This window comes from Oceanicella sp. SM1341, assembly GCF_003448965.1.
Taxonomy (GTDB): domain Bacteria; phylum Pseudomonadota; class Alphaproteobacteria; order Rhodobacterales; family Rhodobacteraceae; genus Paroceanicella.
On the sequence record NZ_QRGC01000015.1, the window covers coordinates 17,967 to 35,360 of the forward strand.

Genomic DNA, 17,394 nt, shown 5'->3' on the forward strand with positions numbered 1-17,394 from the left:
CGACCGTCAACCGCACCCGCGGCAGCGCTGCGCCCCGGCCACGGCGCGGGCAGACGCCAGGGCCTCCCGCGCCGCGGCTCCGGTGCGCGGTCTCAGCCGATGACGGCGGAGAGAAAGGCGCGGGTGCGCTCGTGCCGGGGGCTGGAGAGCAGGGCATCGGCCGGCCCTTCCTCGACGATGCTGCCGCGGTCCATGAACACCACGCGGTCGGCCACCTCGCGGGCAAAGCCCAGCTCGTGGGTGACGACGATCATCGTCATGCCCGAGCGGGCGAGCTCGCGCATCACAGAGAGCACCTCGCCCACCAGCTCGGGGTCGAGCGCGGAGGTGGGTTCGTCGAAGAGCATGATGCGCGGGTTCATCGCCAGGGCGCGCGCGATGGCCACGCGCTGCTGCTGGCCACCGGAGAGCTGGGCGGGGTAGTTGCCCGCCTTGTCGGCGAGGCCGACGCGCTCGAGCAGGGCGCGGGCACTGGCCTCGGCCTGTTTCGGCGGGGTGCGCAGCACCTGCACCGGGCCCTCGGTGATGTTCTGCAGCGCGGTCATGTGCGGGAAGAGATTGAAGCGCTGGAACACCATGCCGGTCTTGAGGCGCTGGCGCACGATCTCCTTCTCGGAGAGCGGATAGAGGTTCTGGCCGAGCTGGCGGTAGCCCAGCAGCTCGCCCTCCAGCCAGATGGCGCCGGCGTCGATGTCGTTCAGCTGGTTGATGCAGCGCAGCAGCGTGGTCTTGCCGGAGCCGGAGCCGCCGATGAGGCACAGCACCTCGCCCTGCGCCACCTCGAGCGACACGCCGTCGAGCGCGGTGTAATCGCCGAAGCGCTTGCGCACCGCGCTCACGCGCACGAGGGGCCCGGCGCTCATCGGGCCACCCCGCGGGCGAAGCGGCGCTCCAGCGGCACCTGCAGCGCGGTGAGCACGGAGACGATGATCAGGTACCAGGCGCCGGCCACGAACAGCAGCTCCACCACCCGGGCATTGGCGTAGTAGATCGTCTCGGCGTTGTGCATCACCTCGGAAAACTGGATGACGCTGGCGAGCGACGTGGTCTTGACCATGGAGATGAACTCGTTGCCCAGCGGCGGGATGACCACGCGCATCGCCTGCGGCAGCACGATGCGGCGCAGGGCGCGCAGCCGGGTCATGCCGATGGTCTGGGCGGCCTCCATCTGGCCCGCGTCCACCGAGAGGATGCCGGCGCGGATCACCTCGGCCGTGTAGGCGCCCTGGTTGAGCCCGAGGCCGAGCAGCGCGGCCGTGAACGGCGTCATCACGTCGATCATCCGCTCCGACCACAGGCCGGGGATGCCGATGGTGGGGAAGACCAGCGCGAGGTTGTACCACAGCAGCAGCTGCAGCAGCACCGGCGTGCCACGGAACAGCCAGATGTAGCCGAAGGCCACCGAGCGCAGGATCGGGTTCGCCGAGCCGCGCATCACCGCGAAGACGATGCCCAGCACGATGCCCATCAGCATCGCCAGCACCGCCATCACGATGGTGTTCGCCACGCCGCCGAGGATGGCCGGCACGGTGAAGAAGCGGCCCACGTAGTCCCACTCGATCTGGCCGGTGGCGAAGGCGTTCACGATCAGGCCCAGCAGGCCCAGCAGCACGGCCGCCGACACCCAGCGCCCGTAGTGGCGGCGGTGGATGATCTTCAGCGTCGAGATGTCCTCGGTGGTGCGCGGCGACACGGAGCCCGTGTCGCCGCCCGGCAGGCTCGCCGCGCTCATTACTCGCGCGGCTCGCCGTTGATCATCACCGCCGGCAGGGCGTGGGAGGAGAGCTCCCATTTCTCGAAGATCGCGCCGTAGGTGCCGTCGGCGATCATCTCGTCCAGCGCGTCGGCCACGGCGTCACGGAACTCGGAATCCTCCTTGCGGAAGGCCGCACCGTAATAGGCCTCCGTGAGCGGCTCGCCGATCAGGCGGTAGACATTGCCGCCCTCCTGGGCGGAGGTGAAGGGGATGGTCTCGCCGCCCTGCACCGCGGCGTCGAAGCGGCCCTGCCTGAGCTGGGCGCGGGTGTCGGGCGAGCTCTCGGCGCCGACGATCTCGATCGGCTCCTTGCCGGCCTCCACGCAGTTCGCGTTGCTCCACGCCTCGATCAGGCCGGGGTAGGTGGTGGAGCGCACGGTGCCCACGCGCTTGCCGCAGAGCTCGGCCGGGTCCTGGATCGGGCTGTCGGTGAGCACGTAGAACTGGGCGCCGGCCTTCATGTAATCCACGAAATCCATCGCCTCCTGGCGCTCCTCGGTGTCGGTCATGCCGGAGAGGATGAAGTCGGTCCGCCCGGTGGTGAGGGCCGGGATGAGCTGCTTGAACGCGCCGTCGGTGCGCTCCACCTCGAGGCCCAGCTTCTCGGCCAGCGCGTCGACCAGGTCGATGTCGAGGCCCTTGAAGCCGCCGGTCTCGGGGTCGACGTATTCCATCGGCGGGTAGGTGGCGTTGATCGCGAGCGTGAGCTTGCCGGCGTCGCGGATCGCCTGCGGGATCTCCCCGGCGAAGGCGGGCAGCGCCGCGGCGGTGAGCAGGGCGGAGCCCGCGAGAACGGATTTCAGCATGATGACCTCCTGGTCGGAACCGTGTTGGACTGGCGTGCCCGGTGCGGGCGGGGGCGGTTCTTGTGCCGCCGTATTCGGGGGATGGATGCCGGCGGCCCCGGGCGGGGCCGGCCGGAAGCGGTTCAGCCCGCGGGCGCGAGCCGGGCCGTGTCGTAGATGCGCTTCGCCTCGCGCGGGGTGGCGAAGGCGGCACCGCTGGCCGCCACATGGCCGAGGATGCCGGTGAGCCGCTCCTCGTACTCGGGCTGGCCCATGGTGAAGGTGTGGCAGACCATCGAGACGATCTGCTGTTCGCCGGTGCGCGCCGCCCGGGCCATCACCGCGTCCCAGACACCGCGCATCGCCTCGAGCGTCGAGAATTCGTTGATCATGTAGTTCTCCCCCACCACGAAGCGGCGCGAGGTGCCGGGGGCGATGGCGTCCCAGGCCCAGGGGATCTCGAAGAGCGCATCCGCCTCGCCGGGGCCGGCGGGCCGGGCCGGGTCTTCGGCCGACATGTAATAGGCCGAGAGCGGGGCATCGGCCCAGGCCGCGGCCTTTTCCGGCCAGGCGATGCCCGGGGCGCAGGAGAGCTCGATGCCGATGCCCGCCTCGCGCACCGCCGCCGCCATGCCGGGGGTGAGCCCGTGGTAGCCGCCGCGATGGGCGGCGAAGGAGAGGCCCGCGGCGGCCATGCGCTCGGCCTGCTGCAGGATGACGCCGCGCATGTGCGCCGTGTCGTAATAGGTGCAGGCGCCGGGCGCGGTGCCCTCGGGCGGGCCGTAGAGATCCTCCTCCGGGTGCAGCACCAGGTCGGCGCCCTCGGCGGAGATCTCGCCCCAGAAACCGGTGAAGGGCGGCTCGGAGAAGCGGGTGCGGTACATCGGGCCGGTGAGCACGGTCCAGGCCGCGCGGCCCCCGGTGTGGGCGGCGAGGATCTCGCGCATCCGGGCGTATTTCGCCAGCACGGCCGCGTCTTCCTGGTAGACCGAGACCGGGTCGGGGTCGCTGTCCACGTTCACGATGAGCAGGGCCGGCGCGCTCATGCGCGTGCCCTCGCCAGAGGTGCGGAGAATGCGGCAGGTCTGGACGGAGCGCCGGTGGCAGCCGGCAGCGGAAGCAGTGCCATGAGGTCCCCCCTCGGGATCTGGTCGGTCAATCTGTTGCAGGTGACTCGGAGGCAGTCAAGTAACATTCCGTGCAGGCAAGTCGCTTTCCTTGCCCCGGTTCCGGGCAGGCCGGGCAGCCCGGATGAAAACCTGTGCAATGCGCCCGGAGCGGGGCTGCGCGGCCCCGCTCCGGGCGGGGGCGCTCAGGCCCCGGCGGCGATCTTGCGCTTCGCGAGGCCGGCCATGAAATACATGATCACGTAGACGATCACCCGGTAGGTGACCGCAGAGCCCGGCGGGATGCAGATGAAGGACAGCCCGTCGCAGCCGCGCAGCCCCACCTCGTGGCCGAGACGGATGGCCTCGTAATCGGTCATGCCCATCGGCTCGGCCAGCTCGCCCAGGATGTCGCCTTCCGAGGGGCCGGAGCCGCCCATCACGTCCATGTCGAAATGGGCGTAGACCGCGTCGGTGCCGTCGAAGGCGCGGTCGAGCGCCTTCACCGTGCCCTCGATGCCGAGCTCGGTGCGCAGCCGCCACATGGGGATGAAATCGGCGCCCGCGCCCACGAAGCGGCGGATGGTGGCGGGGTCTTCCAGCATGCCGCGCTCGCCGATCTCCACCAGCTTGGACATGTCGAAATTCGGGCAGTCGCGGTAGAGCTTGTCCTTCCAGTTGGTCGAGCCCGCGACATGCTCGCTCATCGTCGCCCAGTCGTAGGGCCAGGCGTCCCAATGGGTGTCGAGGCTCACCATGCCCACCTTGCCCTCGACCGTCTCGGCGATGGGCCGGCCCACCGCGTAGGAGCCGCAGGGAGAGTTCTGCCCGATCACGATGGGCACGGCACCGGCGTTCAGCGCCGCGCGCACCTTGAGCATGGTGGCGTCCTGCGCCTCGAGGATCTTCTCGGCCCGGCCGCTGTAGCTCGTTTCGGGCGGGATGTCGGCATCGCCGAAATCCACCACGTTGAGGTGCTCGAACACGTCGAGGTCGAAGTCCTGGATGTAGCCGGAGCGGTAGCGGATCGACTGCTGGCGCACGCGGCGGGTGGCGGAGATCCACTCGTCCTTGTCCACGCCGCTGTACTGGCGGCCCCAGCCGGCCACGAAGGGCGCGCCGATGATCACCACGTCGGCGCCGGCAAGATCGGCCTCGGTCAGCGCGTGGCGCACGCCGAGGAAGGTGGGCATGTCCTCCTCGATGCGGGGGAAATGCGTGGTCCGCCAGACCTTGCCGCGGAAAGTGTCGTCCCAGCTGGGATAGTGAGGCATTGGAATGCTCCTGAGTGTCTGTGCGGCGCGCTCAGCCGGCGCGCCCTGCGAATGCGGCGGCCACGCCGGGCGCCGCGGTCAGCCCGTCGGCCGCGAGCCGGGCCCCCTCGTGGGAGACCGCCTCGGCGGCGGCGGTGCGGAAGGCCTCCAGCACCTCGCCCGGCAGCGGCGTGATGCTGTGGCCCGGCCCCTCGGCCAGCGCCCGGCCGGGCTGCGACCACGCCTGCCAGTAGCCGCCGAAGCGGGGCGCGAGATCGGCGCCGGAGTGCCGGTCGATCGCCGCGCGCTCCTCGGGGCCGAGGCGGGCGCGGCTCGCGGCGTTCATCACGAGGTAGAGGGGCGAGACGTAGAAGACCTCCGGATGGTGGTGGCGGAACACCGTGTCGGTGCCGGTATAGGCCAGCACGTCCCAGGCCATCACCGCGCCGTCGATCTCGCCCGCCCGTGCGGCGGGGCCGATGGCCGGGGGCAGCAGCAGCACCGGCTCGGCGCCAAGCGCGGCGACAGCCTCGGCCACGGCGCCCGCCGGCGTGCGGATGCGCTTGCCAGCAAGGTCGGCCAGCCCGGTGAGCGGCGCATCGCGCAGGTGCAGCACGCCGCCGCTGTCGGCATGGAGCGCGAGCAGGTGCAGCGGCGCGAACTCGGCGGCGAGGAACTCGGCCTGCGCCGCCCAGAGCCGCCGGCTCGCCTCGCCGGAATCGGCTGCGAGAAACGGCAGGTTCATCAGGTTGGTGAGCGGGAAGCGCCCGCGCGGCAGCGCCACGGGAGAATGGGCGATGTCCACCCGGCCCTCGCTCACCTGCGCGAACTGGTTTTCCAGCAGGCCCAGCTCGGAGCCCTCGCAGGCGATGTCGATCTCGAGCGAGGGGCAGTCCGCCATCACCCGCGCCGCCCAGGGCGCGAGGAAATCGGCGTGCACCCCGTGCGCCGCCGGCATGTAATGGCTGAGGAGAAGTCGGGTCATGCGGGGTCCTTTCCGGCGAGGGCGAACACCGTGCCGGCCAGCACATCGGTGCCGTTCATCACCGCCTCGGGCGGGCAATGTTCGTTCTCGTTGTGGCTGATGCCACCCGAGCAGGGCACGAAGATCATGCCCGCCGGGCAGAGGGCGGCGGCCTGTGCGGCGTCATGGGTGGCCCCCGAGATCATCTCGCGCCGCGACAGGCCGAGCGCGTCGCAGGCCGCCGCGATGCTGCCGCGCAGGGCGGGGGAAAAGGGCACCGGCGCCTGGTGGATGAGCGGGGTCACCTCCGCCTCTGCCGCCGTGACACAGGCGATGGCGCGGGCCAGCACCTCCGGGTCGGGGTGGCGGGCGTCGAGGGTGAAGTCGACGCGGGCGGGAATGGTGTTGATCGCGCCGGGGCTCACCTCGATGCGGCCGATGGTGTGGCGCAGCCCGGGCAGCGCGCCGAGGCAGGCGTCGAGCCGGTCCATCACCGCGCGGGCGCGGGTGAGCGCGTCCTCGCGCCCCGCCATCGGCACGGCGCCGGCATGGCCCGCGGTGCCGGCCACCGAGAGGCGGAACTGCGCGAGGCCCTGCACGTCGCTCACCACGCCGATGGCGATGCCCTCGCGCTCCAGCACCGGGCCCTGCTCGATGTGCAGCTCCACGAAGGCGGAATAGCTGCCGCCGAGGCCGCGCGGCGTGAGCGTGAGCCCCGCCGCGCGCAGCCGGGCGGCGGAGCGCTCCAGCGCCGCGGCGAGGCTCGTGCCCTCCGCATCGCGCGTGGCAAGCGCCCGCGCCAGTGGCAGCGCACCGGCGTGCACCGCCGAGCCCATGGTGGTGGGGGCGAAGCGCACGCCCTCCTCATTGCACCAGGAGACGAGCTCCACCGGCCGCTCCGGGCCACCCGCTTCGACCAGCAGCTCGAGGCATTCGAGCCCGGCCACCACGCCCAGCACGCCGTCGAAATGCCCGCCCACCGGCTGGCTGTCGAGATGCGAGCCCACGAGCAGCGGCGCGAGGTCGGGCCGGCGGCCCTCCATGCGCAGGAAGAGATTGCCGGCGGGGTCGAGCGTCGCGGTGCAGCCGAGCGCCTGCGCCCAGCCGATGAGCATGCGGCGCGCCTCGGTCTCCTCGTCCGACAGCGCGAGGCGGCAAAGCCCGCCGTTCGCCAGCCGGCCCACGCGCGAGAGCGCCTCCATCCGGCCGAGCACGCGGGCACGGTCGGCCCGCGGCGCGGCGAGGGCGGTGAGGGGGGCGGGGGCGCTCACCCGGGAGTTCCCGGCGGCAGCGGCGCGTCGCAGAACGGCACGGTGTCGCGGCGCGGCGCCCAGCTTCCGGCGTCGATCAGCCCCCGGCAATGCGCGGCGATCTCCTCGAGCGTGGCGAACCACACGTCGCCGCGCGCCTGCATGTGCTCGATGAGCCCGGCGATCGCCTCCGCCCGCGCGAGCCGGCCGGAGAGGAACGGGTGCCACACGCTCACCATCAGCCCGCCGTGGCGCCAGGCGGCGTCGAACTCGGCCCGCACCGCGGCCATGGCCGTGTCGGGCGCGGCCACCTGCATCATGTAGCCGAAATCCGGCAGGCAGGCGTATTGCGTCCAGTCGTCCATCACCAGGTCGGTGGGAAGCTCGATCAGCGTGCGGCTGGCGTCGCCCACGAGGTAGGGCACATCATCGCCGAAGAGCGAGCTGTCATAGGAAAACCCCTCGTCGAGCAGGTAGGGGATGGTGTGGCGGGACATCTGGTAGGCGGGCGCGCGGTAGCCGGCGGGCCGGCGGCCGGTTGCGGCCACGATCGCCTCGATGCCGGCCTGCAGGCTCTCGCGCTCGCCCTCGGGCGTCTGGGCGTTGGGGCGGGCGTGCAGGTAACCGTGATGGGCGATCTCGTGGCCCCCGGCGAGGATCTGCTCGATGGTGCGCGGGTAGCGCGTAAGGCACCAGCCGGGCACGAAGAAGGTCTGGCGGATGCCGTGGGCGGCGAAGATGTCGAGCAGCCGCGGCACTGCCACCTCGGGCCCGTAGCGCAGCTGGGCGGCGAGGGCGACATGGTCGGGCGCGCTCTCCGGGTAGCGGCGGTGGACGAGGGATTCCGCGTCCATGTCGAAGGAGAGGCACACGGCGCAGCGCGCGCCGTTCGGCCACTGCGGCGGGGACTTGATGAGTTTCAGCGTCACGGGCGCGGGGCCTCCGGCTGGGGGATCGGGCGTGCTCACGGGCGGGCGCGGCCGCTGCTTGCCGCAGCGGAAGGCCGGCCGCGCTCGTTGAAGAGCCCGTGCGGTGAATGGTAGGGACAGACAGAGCCGCGATCTTCCTTCCTGTCAAGTGACTTTACTATGAGTCAGATTGGGCACAGAAAGGTCGCGAGGGAGAGTCGGGCCGTGCCGCGGGAGACCGAGGCCGGGAACCAGGGAGTCGGGAAGGCCATGTCCGAGACTGCGCCGCAAATCCGTATCGGCGGCCGCCTGCGCCATGCCCGCCGCACCAGGGGCCTGAGCATGAAGCAGGTGGCCGAGACGGTGGAATGTTCCGAGAGCTTCATCTCGAAGCTGGAGCGCGACAAGGTGCAACCCTCGCTGTCGCTGCTGCACCGGCTGGTCTCGGCGCTCGGCATCAACGTCTCCAGCCTGTTCGACGCAACGGAGGCCGAGGACGACCCGGTCTATGTGGTGCGCAGCGGCATGCGGCCGCATATCCACATGAATGCACGGCCGAATTCGCCGGGCGTGCAGCTCGAGCAGCTGGTGCCGCTGGGCCCGATGTCGCTGCTCCAGGCCAATATCCACGTGGTGGCACCGCAGGGTGGCGGGCATGACACCATCACCCATGTCGGCGAGGAGATGGGCTTCGTGCTCGAGGGCGTGATCGACCTGAAGGTGGCCGACAGGGTGTACCGGCTGGAGCCGGGCGATTCCTTCCTGTTCCACTCCGAGCTGCCGCATGCCTACAACAACCCCGGCGAGACCACCGCCCGCATCCTCTGGGTGAACACGCCGCCCACCTTCTGAGGGTGCGCTGGTCAAGCGACTGTCCTGATGGGAAAGTCGGCTGAGCCGAAGGCCGGCGGGTCCGCCCGCCTTGCCGCACCTGCGAGGGAAACGTGCGCCTGCACCCTTGCGGCTCCTGCCGCATTCGCGCTACGCGGAAGGGGCCATCCCCCCTCGCACCGCTCCGCGCGGGCCCGGGCGGCATGTCCTCGAATTCGGAGATCCGGCCAATGATGTCGACGCAGCCCGTCGAAATTCGCGGTGGGGCGGTGCCCGGCGGCTGGCCGGCCGGCCGGCGCGCGCCGCTGCGCTGGCGCACCAGCGCGGGCGACCCCGGCTACCTGCTCGGCCGCTCCTCCTGCGCGCTGGCGATCTTCGCCGCGCTGCTCGCCAGCACCACGCCGAGCCCGCTCTACCCGGTCTACATCCGCCAGCTCGGCCTCGATCAGAGCGCCGGCACCACGATCTTCTCGATCTATGCCGTGGGCACGCTGCTCGCGCTCTTCCTCTCGCCCCGGCTCGACCGCCGCGTGTCGGACCGGCGCCAGACCCTGCTGCCCGCCCTGCTGGTGACCGCGGCCGGCGCGGTGATCTTCGCCCTCGCCGACAGCATGTGGATGCTGATGCTCGGCCGGCTGCTCTCCGGGCTCAGCACCGGGATGATCACCTCCACCGCCTCCGCCGCACTCTTCGACCTCGACACGCCGGAGAAGCGCGGCAGGGCGGCCACCGTCTCCACCGTGGCCTTCACCGGCGGGGCGGCCTTCGGGCCCTGCCTCGCCTCCGCGGCCCTTGCCGCCGGGGTGGCACCGCTGGTCACCCCCTTCGCCTGCATCGCGCTGGTGGCGGCCATCGCCTTCGTCGGGCTGGCCTGCGCCGCCTGGCCGAAACGCGCCGCCCCGGTGCCCGCACCGGCCATCGGCGCCGCGGCCGCGCCGGCCTCCGCCCGGCAGGGGCTGCGGCTGTTCCGCCTCGCCTGCCTCTCGGTGGGGGTGGCCTGGATGCTGGGCTCGATGCTGATGGCCCTCGGCGTGAGCGTGGCGACCGACCTCTTCGGGCTGCAGGTGCAGGCGCTGGCCGGGCTGATGCCGGCGCTGTTCCAGCTCTCGGGCGGCATCGGGCAGGTGCTGGCCAGCCGCTTCCGCGCGCTCGACGCCATCCTGTTCGGCACGCTCGGCCTCGCGCTGCTGCAGATCCTCGCGGCGCTCGGCGCGCTGGCCGGGGTGCCGCTGGTGTTCGTCCTCGCGATGCCGCTCTGCGGGCTGTGCTATGGTGCGGCCTTCGTGGGCGGGGCGGCGCTGGTGAACGAGACCGCGCCCCCGGGCCAGCACGCGGCGCGCATCTCGCGCTTCTACGTGGTGGGCTACCTGGCCAATGCCATCCCCACCTTCCTGCTGGGCTTCCTGATCGACGGGATCGGGCTGGGCCCGGCCTTCTACGTGTTCTCGGCGGTGCTGAGCACGGTCGCCTTCCTCGCCGCCGGCATCGCCCGGTCGCGGCGGCGGGGCTGACCCCGCGCTCAGCCCGGCGCCTGCGCGGTGATCTCGGCCACCTGCGCGGCGCTGGCGCCCGGCACGTCTGCCGGCGGCAGCGGGGCCCGGCCGCGGATCATGTCCGCCGCCTTCTCGGCGAGCATGATCACCGTGGCGTTGAGATTGGCCCCCACCACATGCGGCATGGCCGAGGCATCGACCACGCGCAGCCCCTCGAGCCCGCGCAGGCGCAGCTCGGGGTCGAGCACGGCGCCCGCGTCGGTGCCCATGCGGCAGGTGCAGGAGGGGTGGAACTCGGTCGCCATGCTGGCGCGCAGGGCCTCCTCGATGGCGGTGTCGCAGGCAATACCCACGCCCGGGCTCACCTCCAGCGTGCCGAGGCGGCGCAGCGGGCCCTGCTCCATGATCTCGCGGGTCATTTTCACGCCCTCGCGCAGCTCGACGATGTCGCGCGGGTCGGAGAGGAAGCGGAAGTCGATCACCGGCGCGTCGCGGGCCGAGGCGCTGCGCAGGCTCAGCCGGCCGCGGCTGCGCTGGCGGAGCTGCGACAGGTGCAGGGTGAAGCCGTTCGACAGGCCGAAGCCGCCGCCCGGGCGCGCGTCGATCTTCATCGGCGCGAGGTGGTAATGCACCGTGGGCAGGGCGGAATCGGGCATGGCATTGGCAAAGCCGCCCATCTCCCAGATGTTCGAGGCGCCGGGGCCGCTCTGGCGCAGCAGCCACTCGAGCCCCACGCGCAGCTTGCCTGACGGCGAGCCCATCCAGGCATGCGAGACCGGCTCCGCGCAGCGGAAGGAGAGGCCGGCGTCGAGATGGTCCTGCAAATTGGCGCCCACGCCCGGCGCGTCGAGCACCGGGGCGATGCCGAGGGCGCGCAGCTCCGCCGCCGGGCCGATGCCCGAGAGCATCAGGAGCTGGGGCGAGTTGATCGCCCCGCCGCAGAGCAGCACCTCGCGCGCGGCGAGGGCCCGGCGCGGCCCGCCGCCCTGCGCGTAGTCCACGCCGAGGGCGCGGCCCGCCCTTGTGACCACCCGGTGCACCAGCGCGCCGGTGCGCACAGTGAGGTTCGGCCGCCCCGCGGCCGGGCGCAGGTAGGCGACGGAAGCGCTGCAGCGCCGGCCGCCGGACTTGCTGCTGTCCATCCGGCCGATGCCCACCGCGTCGGGCCCGTTGAGATCGTCGACCAGCCGGTGGCCGGCCTCGGCCGCCGCGGCCTCGAAGGCATCGAAGATCGGCGAGGCGAGCCGGCCCTTCTCCACCGAGACCGGCCCCTCGCCGCCGCGATAGGCGGAGGCGCCGCGGTCCGAGCGCTCGGAGCGGCGGAAATACGGCAGGCAATGCGCGAAGCTCCAGTCCGCCAGTCCCCGGGCCGCCCAGGCGTCGTAATCCGCCGGGTGGCCGCGCAGCCAGACCATGGAGTTGATCGAGGAGGAGCCGCCCAGCGTGCGGCCGCGCGGCACCGGGATGCGCCGCCCGGCGAGGCCCGCCTGCGGCTCGGAGGCATAGCCCCAGTTGAAGCGCGGGTCGTGGTAGACCCGGTAGACCCCCGCCGGGATCGTCATCATCAGCGAGCGGTCGGGCGGGCCGGCCTCGAGCAGCAGCACCCGGCAGGCGGGGTCTTCCGTGAGCCGGGCGGCGAGCACGCAGCCCGCCGAGCCCGCACCCACGATCACGTAGTCGAACTCTTCCTGCGCCATGGCCCCCTCCCCCTGCCGTCGCCGCTCAGGCGCGGGCGGCGATGATGCGGTCGAGCCAGCCGGGCGCCATCTCCGGCACCGAGGCGAGCAGCGTTTCGGTGTAGGGCGCATGCGGCGGCGCGAAGATCTGCGCGCGGCTGCCCTGCTCCACGATGCGGCCGCGCTCCATCACCACCACCCGGTCGGCGATGGCGCGCACCACCTCGATGTCATGGGTGATGAAGAAGAAGGCCACGCCGAGCCGGGCCTGCAGGTCCATCAGCATGCGCAGCACCTCGGCCTGCACCACCTTGTCGAGGGCGGAGGTGATCTCGTCGCACACGATCAGCTCCGGCTCGGCGGCGAGTGCGCGGGCGATGGCCACGCGCTGCTTCTGCCCGCCCGAGAGCTGGCCCGGCGTGCGGTCGGCATGGGCGGGGTCGAGCTCGACGAGGCGCAGCAGCTCCATCAGCCGCGCCTCGCGCGCCCGGCCGCGCAGCCCGTGGTAGAGCGCGAGCGGCCGGCCGATGATCTTGCGCACCGTCTGGCGCGGGTTCAGCGCCGTGTCGGCGGACTGGTAGATGATCTGGATGCGGCGCAGCAGCGCCTTCGGCCGGCGGCTCACCCGCTCGGGCAGCGCCGCGCCGGCATAGCGCGCGCGGCCGGCGGAGGGCGCCTTCAGCCCGGTGATCACCCGGCCCAGCGTGGACTTGCCGGAGCCGCTCTCGCCCACCACGGCGAGCGTCTCGCCCCGGCCGAGGGTGAGGCTGATGTCCGAGAGCACCTCGAAATCGCCGTAGCGGGCGGAGAGGTTTTCCAGCGAGAGCAGCGCCTCGCCGGTGTCATGCCCTGCTGCGGCCTCATGGCTCACCGAGAGCTCGTGCACCGCCCAGAGGCTGCGGGTGTAGGGGTGTTCGGGCGCGGCCATGATCCGGCCGATGGGTGCCGTTTCCACCACCGCGCCATAGCGCAACACCGCCACGCGATGCGCGATCTGCGCCACCACCGAGAGGTCGTGGGTGATGTAGATGGCGGCGACGCCGAACTCCTCGATCACCCGGCGGATGGAGATCAGCACCTCCACCTGGGTGGTGACGTCGAGCGCGGTGGTGGGCTCGTCGAACACGATCAGCGCCGGATTGCACATCATCGCCATCGCCACCATGGCGCGCTGCAGCTGGCCGCCCGAGACCTGGTGCGGGTAACGCCGGCCGAAGCGGTCGGGCTCGGGGAGCTGCAGCGCCGCGAACAGGCTCACGGCGCGCTCCTCGGCGGCTGCCCGGGTCATGCCGCCGCGCTCCACCGCCACCATCACGATCTGGTCCATCAGCCGGTGGGCGGGATTGAAGGCGGCCTGCGCGCTCTGGGCGACATAGGCCACCTTCGTGCCGCGGAAGGGCCGGCGCGCGGCCTCCGGCAGGGCGAGCAGGTCCTGGCCCTCGAGCCGCACCGCGCCGCCCGCCACCCGCGCGCCGGGGCGCAGGTAGCCGAGCGCCGCGAGGCCGATGGTGGACTTGCCGGCGCCGGATTCGCCCACCAGCCCCAGCACCTCGCCCCGGCGCAGCGACAGGCTCACGCCGTTGACGATGCCCGACCAGCTGTCATTCGCGCGCGCCTCGATGCTGAGGTTCTCGATCTCGAGCACGAGCGGGGAGGGGATGTCTTGCGTCATGGCTCAGACCTCGTCCTGCAGGCCGCTGGCCCGGCTCAGCAGCCAGTCGACGACGAAGTTCACCGCGATGGCGAGAAAGGCGATGGAGGCCGCCGGGATCAGCGGGGTGATGTCGCCCATGGAGAACAGCGCCGCGTTGTCGCGCACCATCGAGCCCCATTCGGCGGTGGGGGGCTGGATGCCCACGCCGAGGAAGGAGAGCGCGGCGATGGAGAGGAAGATGAAGCAGAAGCGCATGCCGAGCTCGGAGAGCATCAGCGGCAGGATGTTGGGAAACACCTCGTGCACCGCGATCCACAGCAGCGTCTCGCCGCGCACCTTCGCCGCCTCGACGAAATCGAGGCTGGTGATATTGAGCGCCGCGGCGCGCGAGATGCGGAAGAAGCGGGTGGAGGTGAGCACCGCGATGATCAGGATCAGGTTCGGCACCGAGGAGCCGAAGATCGACAGGATCATCAGGATGAAGATCAGGTCGGGCACCGACATCAGCGCGTCGACGAAGCGCGACAGCACCTGGTCGACGATGCCGCCCGCCAGCGCCGAGAACATGCCCGTCAGGCAGCCGAGCGCGAAGGAGATCAGCGTGGTGGCCAGCGCGATGGAGATCGAGTTGCGCGCGCCGAAGATCAGCCGGGAGAGGAAGTCGCGCCCGAGCTGGTCGGTGCCCAGCGGGTGGGCCGCACTCCAGGCGTCGAAGGGCACGCGCGAGACCACCTCCACCTCGCCGTAGGGCGCGATGAAGGGCGCGAAGACCGCGACGATGACATAGGCCAGCACCACCACCATGCCGAAACGGGCGGTGAGCGGGGCGCCCGCCAGCGCGCGGCGCGCGCGGGTGAGCCGGCCGGGTATGGCGGAGGGGGTGGCGATGCTGTCGTTCATGGATCTGCCCTCAGCGCGGGTGAAGCAGGCGCGGGTTGCTGACGATGGAGAGGATGTCGGCCAGCAGGTTGAAGCCGATGTAGGCGGCGGCGAAGATCAGCGCGCAGGCCTGGATCACCGGCACGTCGCGGTTGCGCACCGCGTCGATCATCGCCTGGCCCACGCCGGGGTAGACGAAGACCACCTCGATCACCACCACGCCGGAGATGAGATAGGCGAGGTTGATCGCCACCACCGAGGCGATGGGGCCGATGGCGTTGGGCAGGGCCTGGCGCATCACCACCCGGGCCTCCGGCTCGCCCTTGAGCCGCGCCATCTCCACGTAGGGGCTCGCCATCACCGAGAGGATGGCGGCGCGGGTGTTGCGCAGCATGTGCGCGAGGATCACCAGCAGCAGGGTGAGGATGGGCAGGATCATCCGGATGAGCTGCTCGCCGAAATCCATGCCGTTGCGGATGCCGGCCATGGAGGGCAGCAGCTGCAGTTTCACCGCGAAGATCATCATCACCACGTAGGCCACGAAGAATTCCGGCACCGAGATCGAGGCGAGGGTGGTGGTGGAGAGCACCCGGTCGATCAGCCGGCCGCGCCAGCGCGCGCAGGCGATGCCGAGCCCGATGGCGAGCGGCACCGCGATGGCCGCAGTGATGGCCGCGAGGGTGAGGGTGTTTGCGAGCCGGGGCCCGATCACGTCCACCACCGGGCGGCCGGAGAAGGACATGCCCAGATCGCCCGTGGCCGCGGTGGCGAGCCAGCTCGCGTAGCGCAGCGCCCAGGGCTGGTCGAGGCCGAGCTGGCGCTCCATCGCCGCCACAGCCTCGGGCGTGGCGTTCTGGCCGAGGATGGCCGCGGCATAGCTGCCGGGCAGGAAGCTCACCGCCGAGAAGATCACCAGCGAGACGATGACCAGGCTCAGCAGCCCCAGGCCGAGGCGGCTCAGCACCATGGAGAGGATGGGGTGGGTAGTTCGGTTCATGTCGTGCTGCTCCGCAGTCGTCGCGCGCGGGCCCTGCCCCGGGCGGGGCTGCGGGGGGCCGCGGGGGTCGGGGGCGCGGCGGGCGCGCCCCCGGGGCCGGGCATCCGGCTCAGCTTTCGGCCCACATGCGCTCGCTGATGCGCATGTTGTCGAGCGGCAGCAGCCCGCCCACCTCGCCGAAGCCGGCGCGGGTGGAGACGGCGCTGCGCCAGTCCACGAAGGCCACGGTGAGGGTGTTGCCCTCCGCGTGGATGATCTCCTGCATCTCGGCGTAGTACTCCCGCCGCTTCGCCTCGTCGGTCTCGGCGCGGGCGAGGGCGTGCAGCTCGTCGAACCGGGCGTTCGACCAGCCGGTGTTCCAGGGCGCGTCGGAGGTGTAGATGGTGGAGAACAGCCAGTCGAGCGTCGGGCGGCCGAACCAGTCGACCCCGCAGAACGGCTTCTTCAGCCAGACGTTCTCCCAGTAGCCGTCCGCCGCCTCGCGCACCACGTTGATGGTGATGCCGCAGCGCGCCGCGTGTTCCTGGTAGAGCACCGCCGCCTCGATGGCGCCGGGGAAGGCGTTTTCCGCCACCGAGAGATCGACCGTCAGGCTGTCGAGCCCGGCTTTCGCGAGGTGTTCCCTCGCCTTTTCCGGGCTGTAGCTGCGCTGCGGCATCTCGTGGTGGAAGGGCATGATGGCGGCGACGGGGTTGTCGTTGCCGGGGCGGCCCTCGCCGAGGAACACCTTCTCGATGATGTCCTCGCGGTCGAGCGCGTATTTCAGCGCCATGCGCACGTCCGGATTGTCGAACGGCGCCACGGTGGTGTCCATGTCGAAGGAGAAGTGCCGCAGGCTGGGCACGCGCTGCACCACGTAGTCCGGGCTGCGCTCGATGAGCGGGATGTTGCGGCCGTCGAGGTCCTGGATGAAGTCCACCTCGCCGGTGAGCAGGGCGTTGAGCCGGGCGGTCGCATCGGGGATGGAGATGAACTCCACCTCGTCCACATGCGGCTTGCCCGGCTTGTGGTAGTTGGGATTGCGCTTCAGGCGGGTGGCGATGCCGGGCTCGAAACTGTCGAGCAGGAAGGCGCCGGTGCCGTTGCCGCTCTGCATGTCGATGCCGCCGCCCTCGAGCGCCGGCAGCACCGAGAGGTGGTAATCCGACAACAGGTAGGGGAAGTCGGCGTTGCCCTCGGCGAGGGTAAACACCACCATGTCCTCGCCCTCGGTCTCGATGGAGGCGATCTGGTCGACGATCGCCCGCGCGCCGGAGGTCGAATCGGGCTTCATGTGGTGCAGGAACGACTGGCGCACGTCCTCGGGGGTGAGGGGCTTGCCGTCGTGGAAGGTGACGCCCGGGCGCAGCCTGAAGCGCCAGGTCACCGCGCCCTCGCCGGCCTCCCAGCTCTCGGCCAGGTCACCGGCCACGGTGCCGTCGGGCAGGATCTCGACGAGGTTGTTGTAGATGCCGCCGTTGAAGGAGGCGCCGGTCCAGCTCGTCGACCAGCTTCCGGGGTCGAGGCTGTCGTTCTGCGAGGCGTTGTGCAGGCCGAGGCGCAGCGTGCCGCCCTGTGCCGGCGTGCCGTCCTGCGCGCGCAGCGGCAGGGGCAGGCCGCCGGCCGCACCCAGTGCCGCGAGGGCCGAGCTTCCGGCGAGAAAATGGCGGCGCGAAACCCGTGCGCGCCCGGCTTTGCGGAAATGCGATTCTTTCATTCTGCTTCCCTGTCAGACTGTTAGTGCGAAGAACCGGAGCTCTTCCCGCCTGTCTTCACGCAGGTGCCGGGTGGCCGCTCCCCTCGGGAAATCACGATAGATGGATACGTGGGCATGTCAACAAACTGATTGACCAATCAATCACG

At 71.4% G+C, this 17,394-nt stretch carries 15 protein-coding genes; 2 read left to right on the plus strand and 13 right to left on the minus strand.

The window, feature by feature from the left end:
- Nucleotides 1–92: 92 nt before the first annotated feature.
- The 8 genes from D3P35_RS14445 to D3P35_RS14480 form a co-directional block, all read right to left on the minus strand.
- Nucleotides 93–863: an amino acid ABC transporter ATP-binding protein gene (locus D3P35_RS14445; protein WP_118135446.1), complete on the minus strand. Its 771-nt coding sequence runs from the start codon at nt 861–863 to the stop codon at nt 93–95.
- Complete coding sequence (locus tag D3P35_RS14450; RefSeq protein WP_118135447.1) at nt 860–1,732, minus strand: amino acid ABC transporter permease; 873 nt, start codon at nt 1,730–1,732, stop codon at nt 860–862. The genes D3P35_RS14445 and D3P35_RS14450 overlap by 4 nt, the downstream gene beginning before the upstream one ends.
- Nucleotides 1,732–2,562, minus strand: coding sequence for an ABC transporter substrate-binding protein (locus D3P35_RS14455; RefSeq protein WP_118135448.1), 831 nt, complete (start codon nt 2,560–2,562; stop codon nt 1,732–1,734). The genes D3P35_RS14450 and D3P35_RS14455 overlap by 1 nt, the downstream gene beginning before the upstream one ends.
- A gap of 122 nt (nt 2,563–2,684) precedes the next feature.
- Nucleotides 2,685–3,587, minus strand: a complete 903-nt coding sequence (locus tag D3P35_RS14460; protein WP_118135449.1) for a hypothetical protein — start codon at nt 3,585–3,587, stop codon at nt 2,685–2,687.
- A 266-nt stretch (nt 3,588–3,853) separates the two neighbouring features.
- The gene (locus D3P35_RS14465; protein ID WP_118135450.1) at nt 3,854–4,921 is read right to left on the minus strand and encodes an arginase family protein; all 1,068 of its coding nucleotides are present in this window, start codon (nt 4,919–4,921) and stop codon (nt 3,854–3,856) included.
- 31 nt (nt 4,922–4,952) lie between these two features.
- The gene (locus D3P35_RS14470; protein ID WP_118135451.1) at nt 4,953–5,885 is read right to left on the minus strand and encodes a C4-dicarboxylate ABC transporter; all 933 of its coding nucleotides are present in this window, start codon (nt 5,883–5,885) and stop codon (nt 4,953–4,955) included.
- Entirely contained in the window at nt 5,882–7,135 is a 1,254-nt protein-coding gene (locus tag D3P35_RS14475) for a M20 family metallo-hydrolase (RefSeq protein WP_118135452.1), read from the minus strand. The genes D3P35_RS14470 and D3P35_RS14475 overlap by 4 nt, the downstream gene beginning before the upstream one ends.
- Entirely contained in the window at nt 7,132–8,043 is a 912-nt protein-coding gene (locus D3P35_RS14480; protein WP_198670626.1) for a polysaccharide deacetylase, read from the minus strand. Before D3P35_RS14480 ends, D3P35_RS14475 begins: the two co-directional genes overlap by 4 nt.
- A 249-nt stretch (nt 8,044–8,292) precedes the next feature.
- Here D3P35_RS14480 and D3P35_RS14485 point away from each other — a divergent pair, with 249 nt between their 5' ends.
- Both D3P35_RS14485 and D3P35_RS14490 read left to right on the plus strand, forming a co-directional pair.
- A complete protein-coding gene (locus D3P35_RS14485; protein WP_118135453.1) occupies nt 8,293–8,874 on the plus strand; it encodes a cupin domain-containing protein in 582 nt (193 codons plus the stop codon).
- 209 nt (nt 8,875–9,083) lie between these two features.
- Nucleotides 9,084–10,364 carry an MFS transporter gene (locus D3P35_RS14490; protein WP_157982157.1) on the plus strand — a complete coding sequence of 427 codons (1,281 nt, stop codon included), beginning with the start codon at nt 9,084–9,086 and terminating at the stop codon, nt 10,362–10,364.
- Nucleotides 10,365–10,372: 8 nt separating this feature from the next.
- Here the strand turns inward: D3P35_RS14490 and D3P35_RS14495 are convergent, their stop codons facing one another.
- The 5 genes from D3P35_RS14495 to D3P35_RS14515 form a co-directional block, all read right to left on the minus strand.
- Nucleotides 10,373–12,043: a GMC family oxidoreductase gene (locus D3P35_RS14495; RefSeq protein ID WP_118135455.1), complete on the minus strand. Its 1,671-nt coding sequence runs from the start codon at nt 12,041–12,043 to the stop codon at nt 10,373–10,375.
- Nucleotides 12,044–12,068: 25 nt separating this feature from the next.
- Nucleotides 12,069–13,694, minus strand: a complete 1,626-nt coding sequence (locus tag D3P35_RS14500) for an ABC transporter ATP-binding protein (RefSeq protein ID WP_118135456.1) — start codon at nt 13,692–13,694, stop codon at nt 12,069–12,071.
- A 3-nt stretch (nt 13,695–13,697) separates the two neighbouring features.
- The gene (locus tag D3P35_RS14505) at nt 13,698–14,576 is read right to left on the minus strand and encodes an ABC transporter permease (protein WP_118135457.1); all 879 of its coding nucleotides are present in this window, start codon (nt 14,574–14,576) and stop codon (nt 13,698–13,700) included.
- A 10-nt stretch (nt 14,577–14,586) separates the two neighbouring features.
- On the minus strand, nt 14,587–15,552 hold the full coding sequence (locus D3P35_RS14510; RefSeq protein ID WP_118135458.1) for an ABC transporter permease: 966 nt from the start codon (nt 15,550–15,552) through the stop codon (nt 14,587–14,589).
- A 109-nt stretch (nt 15,553–15,661) separates the two neighbouring features.
- Nucleotides 15,662–17,248: an ABC transporter substrate-binding protein gene (locus D3P35_RS14515; protein ID WP_118135459.1), complete on the minus strand. Its 1,587-nt coding sequence runs from the start codon at nt 17,246–17,248 to the stop codon at nt 15,662–15,664.
- Nucleotides 17,249–17,394 lie beyond the last annotated feature (146 nt).